This window comes from Bacillus sp. Marseille-Q1617 (assembly GCF_903645295.1).
In the GTDB taxonomy this organism is placed as follows: Bacteria; Bacillota; Bacilli; order Bacillales; family Bacillaceae_B; genus Rossellomorea.
Window position 1 is genome coordinate 1,849,471 of the sequence record NZ_CAHJXM010000001.1, and the last position, 24,923, is coordinate 1,874,393.

Consider the following 24,923-nt stretch of genomic DNA (forward strand, 5'->3'; position numbering starts at 1 on the left):
TTAATAAATTTTTACCTAATTTTCCCATTTTTTTAATTTTGGAGACTAAACGAACACGTTACCCAGATTATAAAAAAACATCGCAATTGAAGCGTTACAGAAAGTTCTGTAACGCTTCAATTTTAGTGCCGTTTCGGTAACAAGTTAATATTCAAATTAGAAGCCGACTTCTTAAAAAGCTTGTTATATCCAATATAAAAAGGGTTGCAAAATCATGATGATTTGCTTCCCTTTTTTTAATGTTTTTTTATAGTTTGTACCTCAAAACAGTACCCGGTGCTGACAGGGGGATTTTTTTATTGGTTCTATACGACTTTCATGGGTTGAAGGTGCAGGCGGTGAAGTTGATTTGCTGTTAGAGATATTTTAGAGCATGCAGCTGAAAGCAGGAATTATGCCTCTGCGTTATGATGTAACAAGCCTGATTCTTAGATCATCCTTTTTTCGTTTTCAGGCCGAATATAAACGGGAAAATCAAGCTCGATTCTTTCGAGGATCTTTTCTTCAGATAAACCGGTTACCATGGATAGGTTTGCTATACTGGGTGTCATCCCCATATTTTTGCAGAATTCACAAGCACTTTTAATCGAAAGGATTTCAATCGATACTCTTGACAGTTTTCTTTTCACCTTCATCAACTCCCCAATTATTTGGCCATCGGTTGAAAAGACGTTACAATGAATCTATTTTTACGTGCATCCTTTTGACTCATGAATCTGATAAATCGCTCAGAAGAGTTTATCTGCAATTTTTTGGTTTAATCGACATGAAATTCGAAATTCAACAATTCTTTCTTACATTATATACCCTTCCAGGTGTGTAGGCGAGATAATTCAGTTGAAAAATAGAATTTTTATAAATGATCGTGCAATATTATGAATACATTTACAATTATGCAAACTTATTGGCTTTTAATTGAATGATCGCAACTTTAATTGGATGAAAATGGTACAATATGAGTGGGATTAAAGTCTTAAAAGAAGAAAATGAATTCTTTTTTGACGGAATCTTTTCTGAATTATGATTGAGGAAAAGGGGAATCACAAATGGCAGGGTGGGTAAGGAAGAGGGATTTTTCAATTGGGGACAAGGGGATTGACTGCATTGACAGGCTCATCATCGGTGGAGTTTCTCAGTCAATTCTAATACAGGGAGAAAGCATAGATAGACCAGTATTATTATTCATACATGTAGGACCCTCGATGCCACTTCCAGGTGTGTCAAGCAGGGGGCAGGATTACACGATTGCAACAACTACAAAAGAGTTGGTGAAGCATTACATCTTAGTGTTTTGGGACCAGCGGGGAACCGGAAAGTCGTATTCTGCAGATGTTTCTTCAGAATCTATCCATCTCGAGCAATTCATCCGTGATGCCTATGAATTAACCCAGTATTTAAAGAAAAAGTTTAATAGAAAAAAAGTATTCCTGGCTGCTCATTCCTTTGGAAGCCTCATCGGTATTCACTTGGCGAAGAGGTTTCCTGAGGAATACCATTCTTACGTGGGGATATCACAAATCATCAGTTGGACTGATAATGACCGGCTTGCTTTGCAGTGGGCTAAACTCGAAGCAGAAAAAAGGGAAAACATAAAAGCAATCAACGAATTAAATGACATAGGTGAGCCGCCTTATACTGAAAGTTATAAACAATGGTCGGTGCTGAGAAAATGGCAGACAAAATTCAATTCTTTAATATATAAGGGAGATCGTTTGAAGCATCCTGGGTTCGCAAAAATCATGTGGCGGATGATTTCATCACAAGATTATTCATTACTGGATGTCTATAACACCCTGTATAAAAGTTTTAAACTTACATACACAGATACTTTTATCAAAGACCTGCCGAACATTAATTGCAGGAATTCAGTGCAAAATCTAAAAATACCGGTGACGTTTATACATGGTATGAAGGATGTGCATGTATTCGGTTCGTTAGTAGAAGAATATGTTGAATCGCTCATTGCTGAAAAAGGAAAGAAGATGATTCAACTGGAAAAATCAGCTCATTTATTCCACCCTGATGATTGCCGGAAAATAGAACAATTACTGATAGAGGAAAAGGAACATTTATTTCGCAGCCTATAATAATTGGCTTATGGTAATTTACTATACTATAATAGATTGAAAGGATCTTACAAATAAATAATTGTAAAAGCTTCACCAACTATCAGGGGAGGAACGTGCTAGATATGCATATAAACAAAGATTTACATAGCTTTTTATTAAGTAAAGCCCGTGAATTAACGGAGGCTTGGTATAATACAATTGACAAGAATAAAGCATCCGGAGTGTACTCCTCTAGTGATCCGAAAGTAATTGAAAACTTAAAAAATCAAAATTTTGAATTCCATCAATTATTTTGTGAAGTGTTTATGATAGATAAACAGACGTTCAATAAACGGTTGGATGATTGGGTATTAACCATTGCGGAAGATAAACACCATCTTGAGACTCCTACCCATAATATCATACAAGAATTTATGCGTGTCCGTAATCAATACCTTGATTTTGTGAATGAATTTGCCCAAAATTATCCGGAAGAAAATATATTCGACCAGATGAGAATGTGGGAGGATATTGTGATTGAATCATTTGACAGGGCAATGTTAAGGTTTATGGAACTTCAAAATCAAGTTGTGGAAAAACAGCTGCATTCACAGCAGCAAATCATCCACGAATTGAGCACTCCTCTCATTTCCCTAAATGAAGATACGGCATTGGTTCCGCTAATAGGGAATATCGACCCGACCCGTGCTAAATTGATACTTGAAAACACATTGGAACAATGTGTTCAAAAAGAGGTTTCCTATTTATTTATCGACCTTTCAGGTGTTGTCATGATTGATACGATGGTTGCCCATCAGCTATTTCAGCTTATAGATGCCCTCGAATTAATCGGTGTGAAACCAATTCTTTCCGGGTTGCGGCCTGAAATTGCCCAAACGGCGGTTCAGCTTGGTCTGAACTTTGATAGATTGACAATCACGTCTACATTGGCTCAGGCCATTACAATTAACAGTAAGGCTCATAGTTAAGGTGAAAGCATTCGTCTTCATTCGACGGATGCTTTTTTAGTTTTTGGGAGCGAAAAACACTTTGAAATTAAAAATCTTGAATTAAAGATAAATATATTGTAAGCTATTTGTAGATAATGAATAGAACTATAGGATTGGGAGTGAGTAACGAATGAATTTAAAACCACTGAAAGGGCAGCATCATGTTTCTGCCATAACGGCCAACGCCAAAAAAAACTATGAATTTTATACGAAGACACTGGGTCTCCGTTTAGTGAAGAAGTCGATCAACCAGGATGATACTTCAGTCTATCACCTCTTTTATGCGGATGAACGGGGAAATCCAGGAACAGACATTACTTTTTTTGAAATCCCTCACGCCGGTAACACGTATAAGGGAACAAACAGCATCACTTTGACAGCATTGAGGGTAAAAAGCGATGAAGCTTTAAAATTCTGGAAAGCCCGCTTTGAACAAGCAGGGGTGGAACATGATGAGATTTCTAATCATACAGGAAGAGCTGCATTAGGGTTTCGGGATTTTGAAGGACAACGATTGATGCTGGTGTCTGACGAACATAATGAGGGTGTTCCCGGAGGCAAACCTTGGGAAAAGAGTCCAGTCCCATTTGAATATGGAATAGTGGGACTGGGACCGGTTACTCTTACCGCAGCAAGAGGGGATCTTACCGCTAAAATACTGACTGAAGTGTTGGGCTATCGCGAAACGAGAACCTTCTCCGCTTATGAAAAAGACCAGCCCGACATTCGAGTGTTTGAAACTGGAGAAGGGGGAACAGGTGCAGAACTTCATCTTGAAGAAAGAAATGATCTGCCCCAGGAAAGACCCGGAAGAGGAAGTGTCCACCACGTAGCGTTCCGTGTTGAAGATGAAAAGGAATTGCGGAAATGGGTGGAAAGGGTAACCCAAGCCCGCCTGCCAAACTCGGGGTTTGTAGAACGTTATTATTTCCGTTCACTCTATTTCCGTGAACCTAACGGTATCCTTTTTGAATTGGCGACGGATGGACCAGGCTTCGAAACGGATGAAAACTTTGAAAGCTTGGGAGAAAATCTTTCACTGCCTCCATATTTTGAAAGCCAGCGTGAATCAATAGAGGCAAAATTAAAACCTCTGGATACGAAAGAATAGAGATGGGAGGAATGAAAATGAAGCATATTTTTAATAAGGGTAAAAATGATAAATTACCAACCTTGTTACTTCTGCATGGTACCGGGGGAGATGAGCGGGACTTATTGCCCCTCGCGGAAATGATTGCCCCTGATGCATCCGTATTGAGTGTAAAAGGAAACGTGGACGAAAATGGAATGGCTCGTTTTTTTGCACGCTTGCGTGAGGGAGTCTTTGATGAGGAAGATTTATTATTTCGTACTAAAGAATTAAATGAATTCATTGATGAGAGTGCCAACAAATATGAATTTGACCGCGAAAATGTGGTGGCCATAGGGTATTCTAACGGAGCGAATATTGCGGCCAGCCTCATTTATCATCATAAACATTCACTTAGGGGCGGGATCCTTTTTCATGCAATGGTGCCTCGCCGTGGAGTGGTTCTTCCTGAGTTGAGTGGTTCACCTGTATTCATCGGAGCCGGAAAGAGAGATCCATTGATACCGATGGCCGAAACTCAGGAATTGGTCGACAACCTAATCGATGCGCAATCACCTGTTACCGAGTATTGGACTGATGGCGGTCATGAATTAAGAAGAGAAGAGGTGGATGCAGCGAAAGAATGGTTTGAAATGAATTTTAATAATGAATAGATGTAAGAAACCCGGGAAGTGCTGAAGAGTCTCCCGGGTCTTTTAATTTAAATTGACAGTTACCTGAACGTGTTTCTTCTTTTGCATAGCTTATTATCGATTTTTCTAGAAATACCTCGAATTCTTCAGATGTCATCGGTTTGACTTTCATGGATTGTCCCCTAAAACAGTCTGACAATCAAAATGAGTGACTTACCGGTTTATTTTTCCGAAGGAATCAAGAGACCGCAGCATGGACAGCGTCAAGATACCGCTCCATTCGTTCTCTGCCTTTTTCCACGTTTCCTCGTATTCACCAAACCAGGACCAGGATGGCTGCCAACAGCCTATTTCATGCTGAGAATTTATTTCGGCATCTAATTGAATCTCCGTTTCCTTTTTCAGTTCTTCATGAAATGGAGAAGAAGGAAACGGCGCGATATCTAAAGGCTTCGCTACGTATTCATTCCACTTGGCAGGATCTTTGCAGACTGTTTCGTCAACTGTTTCTGATAATGATAAATAGATATCTTTTTTAATTTCTTCATGATCAGGGAGATGTTGAAACAGCCTGGAATAACAAAGGAAATCATGGTGATTAACAGGGCGGGGAAGCTTGGCTAGTTCCACCGATGCTTTTTTTGTCCAATCTTCCAATAATGGATTTTCTTTTTGATATAAGTGAAAATAACCTACAATCTCAGCATTTGGGTTAGCCCATGTTGTCTGTACCCCGCAGAACCCTTTTCTCTCATCGAAGTGCCACCAGGGAGCATGTGGAACATTATTGACTTCGGGTGGCACTGCATGCCATGTTTCCATTTGGACATCGTATGTTGATTCCAGGTAATGCATTGCTTTCACAATCACAGGGTGGTCCTTATCAACGTGAAGATCCCTGGCAATCTGTAAGCCCACAGTCGTAGCCAGTGGAGAGGAGCGTTCCAATCTGAAATCGGGTTCAAGACTGTTCCCGAAGCCTCCATCGCTGTTTTGAAAGTTGGCAAGTTCGATTACAGCATCTTCTCTGCTCCCGTTTTCAAAGTGATAGGTAAATAGTTTCTGTTCCAGTGGGCGGGCATGCGAAAATAAAAATGACCGTGCTGCCTCCCAACCTTCCTTTGTTAGCATCATAGTTCATACCCCTTCCTAGATCGTTATTTGTTTATGTTAAAAACACTTTTTAAAGAGTCGATGTCAAAATGTGCCCCTTACTACATTAGCTATTCCCCATCAGAATTCCTGCATTTCAGACGATATTTAAAGATACTTAAGAACTGTACTAACCTACAGTATGATGAGGGGTGACTTTAATTGAAACTTTTCATGCAGGAAATGCGTATATATGGGCATGAGAGGAAATGAAAAGGAGGGACAATTATGTTCTTTGTAATCGGGTGTATATTGGTTTGTATTTTAGCCGTTTTTCTGTTTGCGAGACGACTTGCACCACAATCCGAGTTATTGAATGCCTTCAAAAAACGTCATTCGTTCAGGAATACAATGATAGGTTTGCTTGCTGCTGCAGTTGCAGCATTCATTGTGCATGCATTTGTTATGACCGGGGAAGAATGGAGGGAATCCGCCATTATTCAAGTGGAAGATTCACAAGGCGACATCCATTTGTTTCAAGGACTTGAGGGGGAAGCAGCCATTGCTTTTGAGGAGACTCCAAAAGCAGGCAGGGAATATCGGACTTCTTTACTGATATGGGGAAACCATGAGAATGTAAGGATTAACGTCAGTAAAAAAGGAGAGGGAAAACAAGCGTTTCGGAAGGAAATGAACGCGGATTTCACTCCTTTTAATGCTCGGGCATATATAGCACCACTATCTATTTTATTTAAAGAAAAAGGCCTGTGGCGTATCACTTTGGAAAGCAACGGAGAGGATGCCGGTAATATTGTTGTTAAAGTAGAGTGAAGCAAAAGTTCCTTTCAGAGACCATGTAGAATTAAGCTTGAGCATATTTTCACATTGCAGACTGCTTAAAAGACTACTAAACTAGTATACAAAATACATACGAAGCAGGGGTAATACAACTTATGAGTTTCATGCTGAAATCAGTCATCCTTACAATAGCATCAGGCCTTCAAGGAACAGCGATGGCAGTTTTTCTGTTCCCGCATTTCATTCCATCAGGCGGTGCTGCAAGTGTCAGTGTGCTGCTGAATTATCTGTTCCATATACCCTTCTCGATCACTCTCTGGATATTAAACGCCGGACTCTTGATTGCCGCAGTGAAATGGCTGGGAAAGGCGAATGCCATGTGGACAATGGTCTGTGTGACAGTTACATCAAGTACCGTGAACTACATTAGTCCTCATACGGAAACACCCCTATCGAATGTTGGGTTAGATATGGTAATCGGGGCAGTGTTGTTTGGAATCGGGATCGGGATTCTTTTCAGAATGGGTGCGTCTTCAGGAGGAATGGATATCCTTGCCCTCATCCTATCCAAATTGAATGGATACTCTCCAGGAAAAACCCTCTTTGTCATCAATGGAAGTTTACTAGTATTAACGGGTATTGTTATTGATTTGAAAGTCATCCTTTATGCGCTCATCTGCCAATTCATCGGAACAAAAATACTTGATTTCATTTATAAGATCGACATTAAGCAGGGATCCTTATGGATTGAAAAAACAGCAGAGTGAAGGACCGCATCTCAATGTTACAAGCATTGAGATGCGGTCCTTCACTCCTTTTTTATTATCGAGTTCACCGTGTGTATAGGGGAGTTCTCAAAAAATGAAAGGTATTGAAAAGGCTTATTTTTTGGAAGTATCAACTTCCTTATCTCATCAGGTGTCCGTCCCTCCCGGTAGTGATTCAGAACGTTCTCCTGAAGGTTCAACAGAAAATCCCGTTTCCGCTCCATCAATCTCCTGCCATTAGGGAGATACCCGCCGTGTGAACAGTAAATTTCCTTGAAAGAGTAGGTCAGCGCTTTATCCAGAGAATGGATTAATTCTGGCACAGATTCAAATGAAAAATGAGAGGTTGGTGAATGATACAGGTATAAATCACCGGAGACACAGATTCCATTTTCCTCATCAATTAAGATGATGTGATCATCGGCATGACCGGGAGTATGAACAATTTTAAACGAATGTCGGCTTGTTCGGAACTCTTCATTTTCAAGTATCAATGGATTAAAGGCCTTCCGGTTATTCCAAAACACCGAACGATAAAAAGGAAGCTTTGTATCCTCACTGCATTTTGACACCCCATTGGCATGAATCCATTGAGGGATCTTCAAATGTTTCTCGATCCAGGGACTGTTTCCTGTATGGTCTTCATGATGGTGGGTATGGATGACACTCTTTATAGGGTGTTCCTTGATGATCTTTCTAACTTGACTATGTAAACTATATGGACCGGAATCGACAAGTATATCATCAACGAGTGTGAGATAGACGGACATTCTAAGACCTGCGATTTTTCTGACTAACTTGAATGTTTTAATCAAGACGGATTCCCTTTCTTTTATCAGCTTAGTGGTTATATTCTAAAGTTATGAATGAAAATCCTTTAAATTATATCTTGAAAATATTTTATAAAAAATAGGTTTAAAGTAAAAAATAAAGGGTATTAGTTAAGGATGTTTTTTATAGATCAAACTAAAGAGTTAAGCAGAAATGACTTAACAAAAGGCTTGAGGGGGCAAAAAGTTGGAAAAGGCAAAAGTTCTGGGTGAATTAATCGTCACAAATAAAATGGAAATAGCAGAGAAAATCAGTAAATCCTTAAATGATGATTACAAACAGTTTTTAAAAAGGAATAACTTTAATAAACCGGAATTGATGGATTGGCGGGCGAATCTGATTGAAATGACTGGCAGGGCATTGATCGCATTCGAGGCGGAAGCCGTGTGGGATGAATTGAACACATGGTCCCAAAAGACTGGCCAGACAGCGGTGGATTATGGTATAGCCATCGACGATCTGCTCAGTATGAATAAAGTATACCGCAAAGAAATATGGAACTTTATACAGGATAATATGGATAAACCCATGATGAAAATTGAAACATTATTGAGAATCAATGAGATCATCGATTCATTGCTCGATCAAACAGCCTATGTGTATAGTGTCACATTTGTAGATTACCACAAGAAAACAATCCGTCTTGCAAAAGATACAATGCTCGAGGTCTCAACTCCTGTCGTTTCTTTATCTGATGATATCGCGATACTTCCGCTCGTTGGCGACCTCGACACCCACCGTGCGAAGATCCTGATGCAAACAGCATTGGAACGATGCGGAGAGTTGGGGAATTCAGAATTGATTGTCGATGTATCCGGTGTACCGATTGTGGATACGATGGTGGCCAATGAATTTTTTGTACTTGCAAAATCATTGAAGCTGATTGGTGTACAGCCCATCTTTACAGGGCTTAGGCCTGAAATAGCCCATGCTGTCGTTAGTCTTGGGATAGATTTCAAGGAAATTAAGATTCTTGGTTCTTTAAAGCAAGCCCTGGCACCTCGTATTTGAAGTTATATCAATGCAAAGAGTCATGGAATCTTCTGTTCCATGGCTTTTTCAATTGCGGATACATAGGGAAAGACCTGTCAAATTAAGCGTTTTTCATAAATATTATGGTAAGATAGATGAAGATTCAGGTGTAATGCATAGGAGGAAATGTTTTGCAGAATTGTGAAGTATGTAAAAGCAAGTTTAAATGGAAAGAACTATTATTTTCGATATGGAGTTCGTATAAGCCTGTTGAATGCAAAAACTGTGGTAAGAAGCATACAATCAGCTTTGCTTCAAAATTTTTTGTTTCATTTTTGATCATTGTGCCTGCCGTTATTTTTGGGCTGCTGATTGCTCCTGATATGGGCTTGAACAAAGCCGTGACCTTCGGGATCATTGTTATGATTGCATTTGCCATTTCGCTGCTGCTGCCGTTCTTTGTTAAATATGAAGTGAAACCAAAGTCTGAATAGGGATTTGCGAGGGACTGCCTTTATTGGCAGTCCCTTAATTTTTTTTTGGAATAAGGGAGTCAATTATGAAAAACACTAATGAAGACTATCATCTAAGGAGCGGACAAATGGCGAAACAAAATATTCCTTTAACAACAGCCGAAATCACAGCATTATGGGTCAGTTACATGAATTGCTCTGCAACAATTTGCTTTTATAAATATTTCCTGCATCATAACGAAGACCAAGAAATAAAAGGATTATTAAAGGATGTATTGATTTCATGCAATGATACGGTTAAAAAAGTAAAAAACATTTTTGAGGAAGAAGATTTTCCGGTGCCACAAGGTTTTTCAGACAAAGATATTGATCTCACAGTCCCGCCACTATTTACTGATTTATTTTCACTGAGTTTCATCTATCGCGCAGGTCAAATCATCATATCCCATTACGCAACTTATTTAACAAAAGTGGCAAGGGAGGACATAACTGAATTTTTTCACGAAAAGCTGAATAAGACAAGCGATCTATATAAGAAATCATTGAATTTAATGATTTCAAAAGGAATTTATGACCGTCCACCCAAAATGGAGTACCCTGATTCTGTCAACTACATTAAGCATCAGCCCTCCCTGTTAGAAACCTGGTTTGGCGAATCCAGGACGTTAAATGCATTTGAATTGAGCGAACTTTTTTTTGCAATCGAGAGAAACTGTATCGGTATGGTCATGTTGAAGGGATTTCTCCAAGTTTCAAGAGACAAAGATGTAAAAGAGTATTTTCGGCAGGGCAAGAAATTAAGCGAGAAGCAGATTTTCACATTCAATAAAGTATTGATGAAAGACGAATTCTTTCCGACTTATCCCGTAGCGATGGAGGTTAAAAATACCGATGCATCCCCTTTTTCAGAGAAACTCATGCTATTCTTTATATCGGCTTCAAACACAGTAGGTCTCACAACATTGTGTCATGCAGCAACGATGTCAATGAGAAAGGATCTTGCGGTACATTATGGATTATTTGTAACTGAAATCATGAAATATTCAACAGATGGACTCAGCTTGCTGATCAAAAGAGGATGGATGGAACAGCCGCCGCAAGCAGCAGATCAAAAAAATTTATACGACTAAGAATGGATGATGGGGGTTTATGATGAATAAGAGTGAAATCGTTATTTCTAATTTACTAGGCATTTTATTACTGTTGATCTTAAGTTTATTTAAAGTTTCAGCTCTCAGGAGGCAGATGGAATTTTGGGTGAATTCCTTCTACTTAAACTTACGCTCATTTTTTTATACACTTAGATAATACAATTCATCCAGGCTGCCTGCTTGGTGACCTTTTTTCACTAGGTGATACACCAGATTATGTAAGAGTACTCCAGATGTAAGGTGATGTACGCTATATTCTCACAAAATAGTCGAAATTTCTGTATTTCTACTATGTCAAAGCATTGAATATTGAGATACAATGAAGGTTATATATCGAGATTTGTCATTTGGTGTTTCGAACCAAATTCAGATAACGGCATTATCCAATTGTCTTAAGTTACGTGCTTTGAAGGAGAGAACACATGCTGGAATATAGAGTTCATCAAGGAGAATTCGAGGAATATGTTGTATTCGTTCATGGTATTGGAGGAAATTCAAATATTTTCGGTAAACAGCTTCATGCATTTAAAAAACATTATAATGTAGTAACCATTCACTTGCCTGGTCATGGACAATCGCCAAGCGTCAAAAGCTATGACGAAAAGTTTTCCATTGAATTGAACCTTCGGGAAGTATTAAAGGTACTGGATCACTTGAAAATTGAACGTGCTCATTTCGTAGGGGTATCACTTGGCTCCATTTTTATTCATGCTTTGTTACAGCGGTACCCTCATCGAGTGAAGAGTGCTGTGATGGCTGGCTGCATTACACGCTTTACGCTGTTTGCGTCTATACTTCTGAAATTGGGGGATGCCATCAAGGCGTTCATTCCTTTTATGTGGTTGTATAAAATATTCGCATATATTATGATGCCAAAGAAAAATCATGCTGTTTCACGCAAGCTTTTCATCAGAGAAGCAAAGAAAATGAATCGACATGACTTTTTAAGCTGGTACAGACTGACCCCATACGTAAAATCCACATATATGGGCGTACAGAAAAAGTCATCAAATATTCCCAAACTGTATATTTCCGGGAAAGAGGACCATTTATTCGTCAAAGCTCTTGATAGGGATATACAGGGTGATCCCTCAGCAGAAAAAATCTTCTTAGAGGACTGCGGACATGTATGCAATGTGGAAAAACCTAAAGAGTTTAATGATTACGCACTGGAGTTCCTTTCCCGTCAAAAAAGAATTCCCCTTCGAAAAGTACTTTGAAACCCAACCCATTTTACCAAAGTAAAATGGGTTTTTTCTTTTCCATCACATACTGCTATATGACTAAAAAAGGAAAAAGGGGCATGAAACAAGAATATAATAGAGAGGAGGATATGAATGAAAGATTTGTTGAACTTCCGTTACGAGGAATATCCATTTGAGTTATTTTCGCTTTCACATATATACGCAGTTATTCTTATGCTGGTCATTATTTCACTTATGTATTTGTATAGAAACAGATTAACTGGTGTTTCGGAGAAAGCAATAAGATGGATACTCATATCACTGATGGCGGCAGGAGAAGTGTTTTTTCATGTATGGTATGCAGTGAATGACGTATGGTCTCTTGCAATAAACCTTCCATTTCAGTTATGTTCGATTTCTCTTTATTTATGTATCATCATGCTTCTGACTAGAAACAGGCTGCTATTTGAAATTACTTTCTTTGCAAGCATGACGGGTGCCTTTGTTGCCATGGTCACCCCGGAACTATTCTTTGGCTTTCCACATATAAGATATTTTCAATTTTTCATTGTACACTCTTCCATTGTACTTTCATGCTTTTACATGGTTTGGATTGAGGGATTCACGGTAACCATTTTTTCACCATTAAAGTCGTTTCTGGCATTGAACATCATCGCTGCCGGGGTGTATGGCATGAACATACTTCTGGGAGCCAATTATATGTTTCTCACTCATAAACCATTCAACCCTAGTCCCATTGACTATTTAGGTGAATACCCTTGGTACTTAATATCATTGGAATCTATTTCCTTTTTTCTGTTTTATTTGATTTATATTCCTTTTCATATTAGAAAAATTGTAAAAAAATGAAACTTTTTAACATTGGAATCGTCTATTAATTAGGCACTTTTCTGTTAAAGGTGATGATGGTCACATTCTTATAGAAAAGTAAGGTGCAAAGCTTTGGATATTATTATTTTGTATATTGTTATCATGGTACTTTCTTATTTGGCTGGAAGTGTGACGGGTGCTTACTATATTGTAATGCTTTACACTGGTCAGGATGTCAGGGAATTGGAGAGCGGGAATGTCGGGGCGACAAATGCAGCGCGTATTATGGGCAAGAAGGGGTTTCTGCTCACATTGTTGATTGATGCCGCAAAAGTTTTTTTTACTTTGTTTATTGTACAGGTGTGGCTTGTAGACAGTGCCATTGCCCTGGTCATCAGTTCAGTTCTTCTGTGTATTGGTCATTTATTTCCAATACAGCTGGGATTTCGTGGAGGAAAGGGTGTAGTTGTATATCTGGCTTCCGCCTTGTTTATATCACCTATTTCTATAGGTGCCGCAGCAGGTGTGATGGGAACATCCTATGGGCTGTTCCGTCGTTATAAAACGTCAGGTTTTCTCTCAATGGCCTCCATCCCTTTTACAGCATTTTTGATTGAAGATTCATTCATCGTCCCATTTGGTCTCCTATTTTTATTCTGCATAGTGGTAATATCTCATTTTAAATGATTTTCGCCTTTCAGTCACTTAAAATCATGAAATTCACTTCATCAAGAGGAGGTACATGTATGAGGGAGCATTCCTTTGTATATAAGATTGCAACCGACCCATACGAATTCCAACAGATCAACCAACTGAATTACCAAACCTTCGTGAAAGAAATCCCGCAGCATGAGGCGAATGACAAAGAACAGCTCGTGGATAAATTTCATGATGAAAATACATATATTATTGCTAAATACCAAGAACAAATCATCGGGATGATTGCCGTCCGGGCCAATCGTCCTTTTTCCCTTGACCTTAAGATTAAGGATCTGGACGAGTATATTCCTGCTGACAGTGTACCTTGTGAAGTACGTCTTTTATCCGTTAAAGAAGAGTATAGAAGTACGCGTGTTTTTTATGGGTTGTGTGAAAGGCTGGTTCAATTCTGTTTAGAGAAAAGGTATAACCTGGCACTTATTTCCGGGACCGTCCGTCAGCTTAAACTGTATAGAAGAATCGGCTTCAAACCTTTTGCATCACTGGTGGGGGAGGAAGAAGCACGTTTTCAGCCAATGTACTTAACGAAGGAGAGCTTTGAACAGTCAACAAAGGCTTTCCAAAAATTGATGCGGTCAAATTCCCGGGATGGCAGAGAAGGAAGAAGCACATTGAGGCATTCATTCCTGCCAGGTCCGGTCCCTCTTCACCCCGAGGTTGAAAAGGCTTTCAGGGAAGCATCCGTTTCTCATCGAAGTACATCCTTCATTCAGGAAGTGAAAGGAATTCAATCAGTTTTATGCGACTCAACAAAAGCGAATCATGCTCAAATCGTGTTGGGAACAGGCACCTTGACCAATGACATGGTTGCTCAGCAGCTAAAGCTTTTAAACGGGGAGGGTCTGATTCTGGCAAACGGGGAGTTTGGATACCGGCTGATCGAACATGCGTATAGAAGCGGGTTATCTTTTAGGACGATCGAGAAACAATGGGGAGAAGATATTTCACTATCAGATATTGAATCCTCACTGAATGCTCATTCCCCTAAATGGATATGGACGGTTCACTGCGAGACATCCACAGGCTATTTATACGACCTGGAAGGCATTGTTTCTTTGTCGAAGGAATACAGTACAGAACTATGTGTGGATGCTTGCAGTTCTCTAGGCGTCGTTCCCGTGGATTTCGAGGATGTTTATTTCGCCACTTCAGTCAGCGGGAAGGGGATTGGTTCATATCCCGGACTTGGAATTGTTTTTCACAGGGATGAGGTTTCTTCCCATCCATCGATACCAAGATACTTGGATTTAGGCATGTATTCAGAAAAAGGGAGCATACCCTTCACTCATTCTTCAAATCTGACTGGGGCGTTGAGAGAAGCCTTAAGGAACTTGAATATGTTCGAGAATTCACAGTTATCCGATACTGTGAAGAAGACATTAAGAGAATGGAATATTCGAATGGTCGGAGATGAAAGCTATTCACCGGGAGTCATTACGATTGAGATTCCCCCAGGGTTATCAAGCAGGGTAATTGGGGATGAATGTAAGAAAAGAGGGATACTGCTCAGCTATGAAAGTGATTACCTCCTTAAAAGGAACTGGGTCCAGGTTGCACTGATGGGATATCAGCGGGAAGAAGAAGTGATGAAAGCAATGACTGTCCTTAAAGGTGTACTGACGCCCATTCAGGAAATCAGGTATGTGTAAATGGAAAAACTAAAAAAATTACATATTAGAGTGAAAAAATTCAAACTGATAGCAATCATACTGCTTCTGCTATGGGTCAAGACGATAATCGTCATGTTTGCAGGCTTTAATATCTCTGCGCATTCTTTTCTTGAATTATGTCTTCTTCTTATAAATTCAATTGGCTCATTGATGATTGCATTAGGGTTCAGCTTTTATTTCAGTAAAAAAGTTCATGCGTTTACGTTATTCCTGGCGATGGTCACTATCACAGGGATTCTGTATGCCGATTTACTATATTATCGGTTTTATTCGGATTTTGTAACTCTCCCTATTTTGTTTCAATTTAAGAATGTCGGAGGGATCGGTCCCAGTACATTTGAGTTGATGAGTCCCTGGGATTTACTGCTTTTCACAGATATTTTCGCTGCGGGATGGTATCTGAACAAGGGAAGGCAATTGCCTTCGTTGAGTTCAAAAGATAAACTGAATTATTTATCGGCAAGCTTTGCAGTTGTCCTATTGACAGTAGTTCTTGGTCTAATCAAAAGCCCCTATTTATTTCAGGAAGCCTATGATCGGGAACAGATGGTTACGGCCATCGGTCCTTTTAATTATCATGTGTACGACACAGGTTATGCACTGGGGGTCAATCTCAATCCATTAGTCGCATCTCAAACCGACACAAATTCCCCGCTGAACTATACAAAATCAAAGAAAAATGACCAGTCTGATTTGTTTGGTGCAGCTGAAGGGAAAAATGTCATCTTGATCAGTATGGAGTCGACTCAGAACTTTGTCATAAACAGAAAAATCGGGGGAGAGGAAATTACACCGTTTTTGAATTCCCTCGTGAAAGAAAGCTATTACTTTAACCAAATTTATGACCAGACCGCACAAGGAAAAACCTCGGATTCGGAGTTTATGATCGATACAGGCCTTTATCCGCTGGCGAGCGGCTCTGTGTTTGTCAGAAACCCTGAAAACGAATTTAAGAGTATGCCTCATATCCTGAAGGATCATGCCGGCTACCACTCAGCCGTATTTCATGGAAATGATGCAACTTTTTGGAACAGGCATATCATGTATGAATCTCTTGGATACGATCGATTTTACTCTAAAAAAGATTTTGATGTGACAGAAGAAAATTCGGTTAATTATGGGATTAAAGATATTCCGTTTTTCAAACAGTCAATTCCTTATATTCAAGATCTGCCTAGGCCTTTCTATACTCGTTTCTTAACATTAACTAATCATTTTCCTTTCTTATTGGAAGAAGAAGATCAATTTATACTACAGGCATCGACTGAAGTGGATGTGGTCAATCGGTATGTGACAACAGTAAGATACGAAGATGAGGCGATCAAACAATTTTTCGATCAACTAAAAGAAAAGGGAATCTATCAAAATTCGATTTTTGTACTGTATGGGGATCATTATGGAATTTCTGAAAAATATGAGCCTGGGGTATTGGAACTGCTGAATATGGAAGACACCCCGTTGAATCATGTGAAACTTCAGCAAGTTCCTCTTATCATTCATGTCCCGGGAATAGAAGGAGAGACCGTATCTACAATCGGCGGAGAAATTGATATCCGTCCCACCATTCTTCACTTACTTGGAATAGAATCGAAAGAAAATCTTTCTTTTGGACACAGTTTGTTTACACGAGTCAAAAATCATCCGGTCATTTTTAGGGATGGAGGATTTGTAACCGAGAAATATGTTTATAAAGATAATGTCTGTTACAGCCGTAAGAATGGGGAGCCTGTACTTGATAATCAGTGCAAACCGTTTAAAGAAATCGCCAGAAAAGAATTAGGGATGTCAGATGATATCATTTATGGAGATTTATTAAGATTTTTGGAATAAGCCTTTAATCCATTCAACCATAATGAAATTATGTAAACCTTCGATCTAAAATAGAAAGCTCAGGCAAGAAATAATAACTTGTCCTGAGCTTATTTTTTATTCGATGGTTGTTGTACCAAAGGAAAAGAAATTTTGACTTTTGTTCCTTTGTCCAGCTCACTTTCGTATTCAATCGTCCCGTCCATTTCACGGATGATCTTGTTTGTGACCATGCTGCCCAGTCCGGTTCCCTTTGATTTGGTTGTATAGAAGGGGAGGCCGATTTTTTTTAATTCATCATTGGTCATACCTTTCCCATCATCGGAAATCGTCACCACAATTCGATTAGAAGAAGGAATTTCTTTCGTTTCTAAACATACTTCTCCTTGCCCTTCAATTGCTTCAATTCCATTTTTTATTACATTCATGATCGCCTGTTTCAAGTACTGCTCGTCCCCTTTGATCCAAAACTGCCCGTCTTTAGGATAGGAGATCGTTACGTTTGAATACGAGGCGAATGGTCTTAAAAGCTCTACACAATCATGCAGGACGTTTCCTGCATTAAGCTTTTAGGTGAAAACTACCTGGTCTAGCCACGTTTAAGTAGTCAGTAATGATTTTATTCGTACGATCCAATTCATCCAGAATAAGAGGAGAATATTTTTTGAATTGCTTATCGTTTGTATCCTCGGCAAGATGCTGAATGAACCCCCTGACTGTAGCAAGGGGATTGCGGATTTCGTGAGCGATGGAGGCAGCCATCTGACCTGCCATATTTAATTTATCAAGGTACATCATTTCTGCTATCTGTTTATTTGTCTTGATCAGATGCTCAATAATGAGCACCATAGAAACAAATGTAAAATAGAAAATACTGAAATATATAAAATAAAACGAGGGATATAAAATCGGAACATTAAAATAAATGCTTACAAAATAAATAGACGAATAAATCGTGAAAATAATCGTGCTCCATATAAATTTTGAGGCCGAAGTTAGAAAAAGTTTGCGGAATGCAATAGCGACCAGGAATGCAAGAATGGAAACAATTAAGCCAATCGTCACAAAAGGACCTCCGATTATGGATCTGTAAATCAAAACAAGCAGAAGTACAAGTGAACCGGAAATCCAGCCTGCGTAAAGAGTGACAATCAGAATGGCAATCATTCTTAAGTCGAAATGTGTGTTCCCAAGCTTTTCAATAGGATATAGCATACATAAAAAAGCGCCGAAAGCCCCAATCAGACCGTACGTGATTTTATGCTTTAATAACAGAATCTGTTTAACTTTAAAGGGGAAAAAAATATTCGCATTGTACGTTAGCGAAAAAAGAATCGTGATATTAATCAATAATGTCTTGATAAGTGTTATCAAATGAAAGCCTCCAAAAAATTCTAACCACAAGTGTAGTTTCAAACCTACATAAGATACCAAATTACGGACAATATTACAAGTAAAAAAATACCTTTATTTTTCTTGGTGAGGAGAAAAAATCAAGGAAGAAGACCTTCTCTTTACTTATCGGAAGGTACCCCTTGCCGATGTTTTTGTTTGACTATGGGAGCAATAGGAATCTGCGGTTTTTTACCCATACCTGCCTGATTCATGCTGTGAAGAACCATTCCGATGACAATGACAACGAGCCCCGATAAGGCGATTTCATCTGGAAGAGGAGCAGAGAAAAAGATTACTTCACCCACCATGACAAATAATACTTGTGTGGATTGAGTCGCTTCGACGGAAGCAAGCTTACCCTGATGATTTCTAACCATGTCGGTTGCAATGAAAAAGAGAATGGTTGCCACAATTCCGGAGCAGATTGCCACGATTAGGGACTGAAGGACCTGGGTGGCTGAAGGGAGACCGACATGTAAATAACCAGCAGAGGCAATCAGTAGCCAGACAGGGACTGTGGCTATTGTCATACCGAATACGCGTTGAAAAGTATCCAGCCTTCCATTGCAGACTTCCATCATCTTTCTATTGCCGAGGGGATAGGCGAATGCTGCCAAAACAACTGGCAGGATTCCGCTCATCACCATTTTCAGGGAAAGCCCCTGTGCGTTTGGGATCTGGATAAGAACAACCCCGCACAAAATGAATAATGAAATAAAAAGTGAGCGCAAGGGTATTTTTTGACGTACTTGTTCAGTTCCGGAAGATGTGATGACTTTTTGGGTGAATAATGGCCCGAGAAGCGTCCCGGCCACGATGGTAAGCTGCCAGGTACCGGCTGTAAGCCAGCCTGGACCATACACGGCCGCATAGGTGATCGGCGCATAAAACAATACGAAACCAACAAAGCTCCATCCAAGCCAGGGGAGAGGATTCCTTACGATCTCCAAAAGCACCTGCTTCATGTTTTTCCTCAATAGTACGATGAAAACAAGAAATGGGACCATGAATAAAAACCTTAACGATGAGCTCCATAGCCAGCTTCCGCCTGAAAGTTCCATCGATCTGTTTAAAATGAACGTCACAGCGAAAAACATAGATGCTAAAATACCCAGCATCATCTCTCTCATAATTATCATCCTTTTCAGTCATATATTGTATAATATATTAAACTTTTATCATAAAATAGTATACTCTTTTATGGATCGTCCCCCTCAGTTACTGCAGCAGTCATTTTCCTTGGTATCTGGAATATATACTAAATAAGTGAAATAAGTCTGATGGGGTTCATGAAGCCTTTCATGGATAGATATAAAGGGGTTGGTAAGATTGAGTGAAGCTGAAATCCTTGAGCGCCCTAAAGTCATGCACAGAAAGATTCCCCGTAAAGAAATGGCGAAAAGGGTGATCTTGATAACGCTGGGCGCCATCATAATGGGCGTGGGGCTTGAAATCTTTCTTGTCCCTAACAATGTAATTGACGGAGGTATTGTAGGTATTTCAATCATTCTCTCCCATTTGACTGGTCTGAAACTCGGACTATATATATTTATTCTAAACATTCCATTCTTTTTCATAGGTTATAAGCAGATAGGGAAGACGTTTGCATTTTCTACGCTGTACGGTATCATCATCCTCTCGGTTACCACCATCTTTCTACATCCGGTCCCTGCATTTACCCAGGATATTCTGCTCGCGTCCTTGTTTGGAGGAATCGTCCTGGGGATAGGGGTCGGGATGGTTATCCGTTATGGGGGATCACTAGATGGTACAGAAATACTAGCCATTCTTTCGAGTAAGAAACTCCCTTTTTCAGTAGGCGAAATCATCATGATCGTAAACCTGTTCATTTTATCAAGCGCCGGTTTTGTATTTAGCTGGGACCGGGCCATGTACTCATTGCTTGCATACTATGTTGCTTTTAAAATGATCGATATCACCATCAAAGGTCTTGATGAGTCTAAATCTGTCTGGATCATAAGTGATAATTATGAAAAGATCGGTGATGCACTCTTACATCGATTAGGCAGGGGTGTTACATATCTTAAAGGGGAAGGAGCTTTTTCAGGAGATGATAAAAAAGTCATCTTTTGTGTGATCACGAGGCTGGAAGATGCTAAACTGAAAGATATCGTATCTGAACACGATCCCGCGGCCTTCCTTGCGATTGCAGATATAGCTGAAGTTAGAGGGGGCAGGTTTAAAAAGGTTGATATACATTAAAAATACCGTCTTATTGCCGTTAGAAGGCTTATGAAGACAAGGTATCCACATTTGATAAGAAACATTTTACCAGAATAACGTTTACTTTAAAAAGAAAAAACGCAAATGACTTCAATCTAAGTAATTCAGTTTTGGAGTGCAAAACTAGAAAAAGCAGTCCAAAAAGGACTGCTTTTTTACTATGAATTCGTAATAAAAATCACATAATTAATACATTAATTGAGAAAGTAACCACGGTAAAGTCCAGGGTTCTTAAAATAAGGGGAAATATTTCCGTTAAACTGCAAAATTTAGCTTGGGAGAGGTAAATAAGGGAATGATTTACCGTTAAGCATGCTCAGTGACCCAATTTTTTATGTTTTTAAGTTAATAGCGGAAAATTTTCCCCCTATTTGACCTGTTTTCCTCGACATTTCTTCCATAAGGGTAATTTCTTCCCTTATATATGATCTCATGGTGCTGGCACTTTTTTGGTACTTGCTTCTATGGGGGAGGGGGCAAGGAATAAAGAATCGCTTATTGAACAAACGAAGGGCTTATTTCGGAGAAAGAATCATAGTAAGCTTGTTAAGTTATTTTAATCCTTATAAAAACGAATTAAGCATAATGGTTAAAATCCGTTGGCTTTTTTAAACCATTCCGCAAGTGAATTCGCCACGAAGATCAAAAGACTACGAAATATATTTCAGTGTTGCAAAACGTGATGCGATTTTAGATACGAAAACACACTTGAAAATAAAAGATATGCTGTAATATCAATTTAAAATAGCATACGAATAATGGTGCGAATTCGTATGCTAAAGACTATGAATTTTTATGGTTTGCACCTCTAGAGTGAACTATTTAGACTTCAATCGTTTGCGTTTTTTCTCTTTTTTATGCGTCTTATAGGTTCATTTCTTCCTCAGGTGGGACAAGATGACCTAATTGGCCATAATGGATGATTCTCCTATACTCTCCCCAGACTCTTTTTCGCCCGATTTCTGTATTTAACCAGTTTTGGCGGGTGATTTCCTTGTTTTGGTATGTAGCATTGAATGGATATGGAATATAGCTTAAACCACTAGGGAAATGTTTCATGAGTGTCCGGATCTGCCTTCCTGCTGCATGGCTTTTACAGATGACCAACATGGAATTTATCCTGGTGAAATCAATGACTTCCTTTACATAGAGTACATTTTCCAGAGAATTCGTCGATTGATCTTCATATATGATTTTGTCTTCGGGAATCCCAGCTTGAAGCAGGAAGGAAATAATCACAGATGCTTCTGTAAAAGATTGGAATTTCCTTCCATCCCATTCCGGATGGGATATGCCGGTCATGCTTCTCCCTCCTGTCACTATGATTAGAGGAGCCAGGTTTAGCTTGTAAGCCTCGATTGCTTTTTCCCAGTGACCCGGGTGGGTGCCGCTGAAGACAAAGATTGCATCACACTTTTTTGGGCGAACACCCTGGTGAAATGTAAGTTCAGTAACTTGTTCCAATTGTTTTTTATTCAACTGCGGCATGTCAGTCTCTTTCGGAATGATCGGATTCATTTTAATCCCCCTGTATAGGTGTGATCGCCTGTCTTCTCCCAGAATTCTTGATTTGTCGAAAGAAAAAGCTGACCCAGCTCATCTTTTCGTTTTTGGGCTTGTTTATGAAGTTTTGTCTGTTTGATTTTTCCCTCAATTTTCTTGTAGTGCTCATGATCCTCATATTCCCAAATGGCCATGATTGATGTTTTATCAGAATTCACCCATCTTCCCACCAGTTTTGATCCAAACTTTAGCTGGTTAGGCAGTAAATAGTGATGAAAAAACTCGGTGAAAAGTTCAAATCTTTCTGGTTTAATACGATATGTTCTAATTCTGTATACCATAATTTCCCTCACCCTTTAACCATATATTACATGTTTGTTCTGTTTTGTGCAATATTTTTTTCTGTATATTTCTGTTTCGTTAATGTTTATCCATTTTATGAAAGGTGTAACATTTATCTTGACGGGGTGTTGACAATTAGAAAAAACTGCCATATAATCTTTTTAACCATTCGAGCCAGTGTTGAATATACTATATATAAAGCTATGATGGGGACACGAATCATTTTTGGCATTCTTTTCAGAGAACAGGGTCACCGGCTGAGAGCCCTGAAGAATAAGGGATGATTTACCACCTCGGAGCAATTATGGGGAATGATAGTATCCATAATCGGGTAAGACCGTTATCTTTTTTGAGCGAAGCGAGACCGCTTCGGAATTAGGGTGGAACCACGACCGCACGCGTCCCTTGTACAGGGATGAGTGCGGTCTTTTATTTTTTTCATCTGTTGCAAACACAAGGATTGAGAGGAGTGGTCGATTTCACCACCAGTCTATCTAACAACACCAACAATAATAAAATGCTTACTGAGCGATGAAGAGGACATGAATGGTTCTCAATTTCTTTCCAGAGAACAGGGTCACCGGCTGAGAGCCCTGAAGAATAGGGGATGATTTACCACCTCGGAGCAATTATGGGGAATGATAGTATCCATAATCGGGTAAAACCGTTATCTTTTTTGAGCGAAGCGAGACCGCTTCGGAATTAGGGTGGAACCACGACCGCACACGTCCCTTGCATGGGGATGAGTGCGGTTTTTTTATTTATATAATTGATAGGAGGAATGATCATGTCAGTTCAATTTGAGGCAGAAAAAAGGAATCACCGAAAGCTGGGGGCACAGCTAGAATTATTTATGTCCATGGAGGAAGCGCCGGGTATGCCGTTCTTTTTGCCAAAGGGGATGGTTATCAGAAATGAGCTTGAGAGGTTCTGGAAGGAGGAGCATCGAAAAGCAGGTTATGAAGAAATAAAGACACCAGTCATGATGAAACAGGAACTTTGGGAACAGTCAGGCCATTGGTTGCATTATCATGAAAATATGTATTTCTCGAATCTTGATGATCAGTCTTATGCCATCAAGCCGATGAATTGTCCAGGAGCAGTATTGATTTATAAGAGCAAGAGGAGAAGCTATCGCGAGCTGCCGATTCGTTACGGGGAGCTTGGTTTAGTTCATAGGCATGAGTTTTCAGGTTCATTAAGCGGGTTACTGAGGGTCAGGTCTTTCACTCAAGATGACGCCCATTTATTCGTTCTTGAGAATCAGGTCCAATCGGAGCTGAATAACGTCCTCGATTTGATTGATGTATTTTATTCAAAATTTGGCTTTCAATATAAAATTGAACTTTCCACTCGTCCTGATGAATACATGGGATCGATTGAGATGTGGAATAAGGCAGAAGAAGATTTGGAAAAGGTTCTGCAAGACAGGAAGGCTGATTATCAAATCAATGAAGGTGACGGGGCGTTTTATGGACCGAAGATCGATTTTCATCTTGTGGACTCCATTGGACGGAGCTGGCAATGCGGTACTGTGCAACTTGATTTCCAGATGCCCGAAAAATTCAATTGTGAATATATCGGGGAAGATAATAAAGTACGCAGGCCAATCATGATTCATCGTGCCATTTATGGATCCATTGAACGCTTCATGGCCATACTCATTGAACATTATGAAGGGAATTTTCCTTTGTGGCTTGCCCCGGTGCAGATAAAGGTGCTGCCGATATCACAGGAACAAGTGGAATACGCCCTCAAGGTGAAGCGACTCTTGGAGGATAAGGGAATCAGGGTGGAAATCGATGATCGAAATGAAAAAATCGGTTATAAAATCAGGCAGGCTCAAATGGAAAAAGTCCCTCATGTAATGGTTGTGGGAAATAAAGAAATTGAAGGAGGGAATGTGTCATTGAGGAATCGTGAAGGGAAATCCGAGGTGATTAATGTGGAAAAAGCGATTCAATCTTTTATGAAAGAATTGGGGTGATAGAAAAGGTAATAAGTCGGATAAAAGTATTTTAGTCTAAGTAAAACCCGAACTAACTTGCATTCTAGGAAACAAATTAGTTCGGGTTTTTAATTTGTTCAAATGTACATTTAGATTTCTCTTTCCAGCGGTTGATTGGAGTGCAAGACGAAGACTCCTGCGGGAAGAGTAGCTTATTAGAAAAGCGGAAGGGCTTCGCTCAGAGTCGGGGGCATAAGACGAATTGGCCATGAAGGCGTTCTTTGCCTTCTTGGCCGGTTTGGCTTATGATCTGTGCCTCTAAGCCCTGCAGCTGGAGAGGTGAGACCCCGCAGGCTAGCCGAGGAGGCTCACGGGCTACCCGCGGAAAGCGAAGTCTTGCACGGAAATCATTA

The 24,923-nt window shown here is 39.6% G+C and carries 25 protein-coding genes; 16 read left to right on the plus strand and 9 right to left on the minus strand.

Going from position 1 to position 24,923, the window contains the following annotated elements:
• Positions 1 to 428: 428 nt before the first annotated feature.
• Entirely contained in the window at positions 429 to 629 is a 201-nt protein-coding gene (locus tag HWX64_RS09135) for a hypothetical protein (protein WP_175989153.1), read from the minus strand.
• Between the two features lie 417 nt (positions 630 to 1,046).
• On the opposite strand from HWX64_RS09135, the gene HWX64_RS09140 reads away from it, so the two are divergent.
• The 4 genes from HWX64_RS09140 (at position 1,047) to HWX64_RS09155 (ending at position 4,801) form a co-directional block, all read left to right on the plus strand.
• Complete coding sequence (locus HWX64_RS09140) at positions 1,047 to 2,087, plus strand: alpha/beta fold hydrolase (RefSeq protein WP_175989154.1); 1,041 nt, start codon at positions 1,047 to 1,049, stop codon at positions 2,085 to 2,087.
• Positions 2,088 to 2,191: 104 nt separating this feature from the next.
• Positions 2,192 to 3,037, plus strand: a complete 846-nt coding sequence (locus tag HWX64_RS09145) for an STAS domain-containing protein (protein WP_175989155.1) — start codon at positions 2,192 to 2,194, stop codon at positions 3,035 to 3,037.
• A gap of 151 nt (positions 3,038 to 3,188) precedes the next feature.
• Positions 3,189 to 4,169 carry a ring-cleaving dioxygenase gene (locus HWX64_RS09150; protein ID WP_175989156.1) on the plus strand — a complete coding sequence of 327 codons (981 nt, stop codon included), beginning with the start codon at positions 3,189 to 3,191 and terminating at the stop codon, positions 4,167 to 4,169.
• 17 nt (positions 4,170 to 4,186) lie between these two features.
• Positions 4,187 to 4,801, plus strand: coding sequence for an alpha/beta hydrolase (locus tag HWX64_RS09155; RefSeq protein WP_175989157.1), 615 nt, complete (start codon positions 4,187 to 4,189; stop codon positions 4,799 to 4,801).
• Here HWX64_RS09155 and HWX64_RS09160 read toward each other — a convergent pair.
• Complete coding sequence (locus HWX64_RS09160; RefSeq protein ID WP_175989158.1) at positions 4,788 to 4,952, minus strand: hypothetical protein; 165 nt, start codon at positions 4,950 to 4,952, stop codon at positions 4,788 to 4,790. The genes HWX64_RS09155 and HWX64_RS09160 overlap by 14 nt on opposite strands.
• Positions 4,953 to 4,993: 41 nt before the next feature.
• The gene (locus HWX64_RS09165) at positions 4,994 to 5,914 is read right to left on the minus strand and encodes a hypothetical protein (RefSeq protein ID WP_175989159.1); all 921 of its coding nucleotides are present in this window, start codon (positions 5,912 to 5,914) and stop codon (positions 4,994 to 4,996) included.
• A 246-nt stretch (positions 5,915 to 6,160) separates the two neighbouring features.
• Between HWX64_RS09165 and HWX64_RS09170 the strand changes: the two genes are divergently transcribed.
• Together HWX64_RS09170 and HWX64_RS09175 are read left to right on the plus strand one after the other, a co-directional pair.
• Positions 6,161 to 6,703 (plus strand): hypothetical protein, encoded by a 543-nt coding sequence (locus tag HWX64_RS09170; RefSeq protein WP_175989160.1) that lies wholly within the window; start codon positions 6,161 to 6,163, stop codon positions 6,701 to 6,703.
• Positions 6,704 to 6,825: 122 nt separating this feature from the next.
• The gene (locus tag HWX64_RS09175; protein ID WP_175989161.1) at positions 6,826 to 7,437 is read left to right on the plus strand and encodes a YitT family protein; all 612 of its coding nucleotides are present in this window, start codon (positions 6,826 to 6,828) and stop codon (positions 7,435 to 7,437) included.
• 41 nt (positions 7,438 to 7,478) lie between these two features.
• On the opposite strand, the gene HWX64_RS09180 is transcribed toward HWX64_RS09175, so the two are convergent.
• Positions 7,479 to 8,252 (minus strand): MBL fold metallo-hydrolase, encoded by a 774-nt coding sequence (locus HWX64_RS09180; protein ID WP_175989162.1) that lies wholly within the window; start codon positions 8,250 to 8,252, stop codon positions 7,479 to 7,481.
• A gap of 202 nt (positions 8,253 to 8,454) precedes the next feature.
• Here HWX64_RS09180 and HWX64_RS09185 point away from each other — a divergent pair, with 202 nt between their 5' ends.
• The 8 genes from HWX64_RS09185 (at position 8,455) to HWX64_RS09220 (ending at position 17,099) form a co-directional block, all read left to right on the plus strand.
• Positions 8,455 to 9,279, plus strand: a complete 825-nt coding sequence (locus HWX64_RS09185) for an STAS domain-containing protein (RefSeq protein WP_175989163.1) — start codon at positions 8,455 to 8,457, stop codon at positions 9,277 to 9,279.
• 152 nt (positions 9,280 to 9,431) lie between these two features.
• Positions 9,432 to 9,734 carry a TIGR04104 family putative zinc finger protein gene (locus HWX64_RS09190; RefSeq protein ID WP_175989164.1) on the plus strand — a complete coding sequence of 101 codons (303 nt, stop codon included), beginning with the start codon at positions 9,432 to 9,434 and terminating at the stop codon, positions 9,732 to 9,734.
• 65 nt (positions 9,735 to 9,799) lie between these two features.
• On the plus strand, positions 9,800 to 10,843 hold the full coding sequence (locus HWX64_RS09195) for a DUF3231 family protein (RefSeq protein ID WP_254871073.1): 1,044 nt from the start codon (positions 9,800 to 9,802) through the stop codon (positions 10,841 to 10,843).
• A 443-nt stretch (positions 10,844 to 11,286) separates the two neighbouring features.
• Positions 11,287 to 12,084 (plus strand): alpha/beta fold hydrolase, encoded by a 798-nt coding sequence (locus tag HWX64_RS09200; RefSeq protein WP_175989165.1) that lies wholly within the window; start codon positions 11,287 to 11,289, stop codon positions 12,082 to 12,084.
• 117 nt (positions 12,085 to 12,201) lie between these two features.
• Positions 12,202 to 12,918 (plus strand): TIGR02206 family membrane protein, encoded by a 717-nt coding sequence (locus HWX64_RS09205; RefSeq protein WP_175989166.1) that lies wholly within the window; start codon positions 12,202 to 12,204, stop codon positions 12,916 to 12,918.
• Positions 12,919 to 13,011: 93 nt separating this feature from the next.
• A complete protein-coding gene (locus tag HWX64_RS09210) occupies positions 13,012 to 13,566 on the plus strand; it encodes a glycerol-3-phosphate acyltransferase (protein ID WP_254871074.1) in 555 nt (184 codons plus the stop codon).
• Between the two features lie 59 nt (positions 13,567 to 13,625).
• The gene (locus HWX64_RS09215; RefSeq protein WP_175989167.1) at positions 13,626 to 15,248 is read left to right on the plus strand and encodes an aminotransferase class V-fold PLP-dependent enzyme; all 1,623 of its coding nucleotides are present in this window, start codon (positions 13,626 to 13,628) and stop codon (positions 15,246 to 15,248) included.
• Positions 15,249 to 17,099 (plus strand): LTA synthase family protein, encoded by a 1,851-nt coding sequence (locus HWX64_RS09220; protein ID WP_254871075.1) that lies wholly within the window; start codon positions 15,249 to 15,251, stop codon positions 17,097 to 17,099. It begins immediately after the preceding gene.
• Positions 17,100 to 17,188: 89 nt separating this feature from the next.
• Here the strand turns inward: HWX64_RS09220 and HWX64_RS21905 are convergent, their stop codons facing one another.
• The 3 genes from HWX64_RS21905 to HWX64_RS09230 form a co-directional block, all read right to left on the minus strand.
• The gene (locus tag HWX64_RS21905; protein WP_254871076.1) at positions 17,189 to 17,521 is read right to left on the minus strand and encodes an ATP-binding protein; all 333 of its coding nucleotides are present in this window, start codon (positions 17,519 to 17,521) and stop codon (positions 17,189 to 17,191) included.
• 118 nt (positions 17,522 to 17,639) lie between these two features.
• A complete protein-coding gene (locus HWX64_RS21910) occupies positions 17,640 to 18,452 on the minus strand; it encodes a histidine kinase dimerization/phospho-acceptor domain-containing protein (RefSeq protein WP_254871077.1) in 813 nt (270 codons plus the stop codon).
• 140 nt (positions 18,453 to 18,592) lie between these two features.
• Positions 18,593 to 19,603 carry a multidrug resistance efflux transporter family protein gene (locus HWX64_RS09230; protein WP_175989168.1) on the minus strand — a complete coding sequence of 337 codons (1,011 nt, stop codon included), beginning with the start codon at positions 19,601 to 19,603 and terminating at the stop codon, positions 18,593 to 18,595.
• 235 nt (positions 19,604 to 19,838) lie between these two features.
• Between HWX64_RS09230 and HWX64_RS09235 the strand changes: the two genes are divergently transcribed.
• Positions 19,839 to 20,696 (plus strand): YitT family protein, encoded by an 858-nt coding sequence (locus HWX64_RS09235; RefSeq protein ID WP_175989702.1) that lies wholly within the window; start codon positions 19,839 to 19,841, stop codon positions 20,694 to 20,696.
• An 885-nt stretch (positions 20,697 to 21,581) separates the two neighbouring features.
• Here HWX64_RS09235 and HWX64_RS09240 read toward each other — a convergent pair.
• Together HWX64_RS09240 and HWX64_RS09245 are read right to left on the minus strand one after the other, a co-directional pair.
• Positions 21,582 to 22,235, minus strand: coding sequence for a YdcF family protein (locus HWX64_RS09240; RefSeq protein WP_175989169.1), 654 nt, complete (start codon positions 22,233 to 22,235; stop codon positions 21,582 to 21,584).
• Positions 22,232 to 22,561 carry an NIPSNAP family protein gene (locus HWX64_RS09245; protein ID WP_175989170.1) on the minus strand — a complete coding sequence of 110 codons (330 nt, stop codon included), beginning with the start codon at positions 22,559 to 22,561 and terminating at the stop codon, positions 22,232 to 22,234. Before HWX64_RS09245 ends, HWX64_RS09240 begins: the two co-directional genes overlap by 4 nt.
• 788 nt (positions 22,562 to 23,349) lie before the next feature.
• Between HWX64_RS09245 and thrS the strand changes: the two genes are divergently transcribed.
• Positions 23,350 to 24,549, plus strand: a complete 1,200-nt coding sequence (gene thrS / locus HWX64_RS09250; RefSeq protein WP_175989171.1) for a threonine--tRNA ligase — start codon at positions 23,350 to 23,352, stop codon at positions 24,547 to 24,549.
• The last annotated feature ends 374 nt before the right edge of the window (positions 24,550 to 24,923 follow it).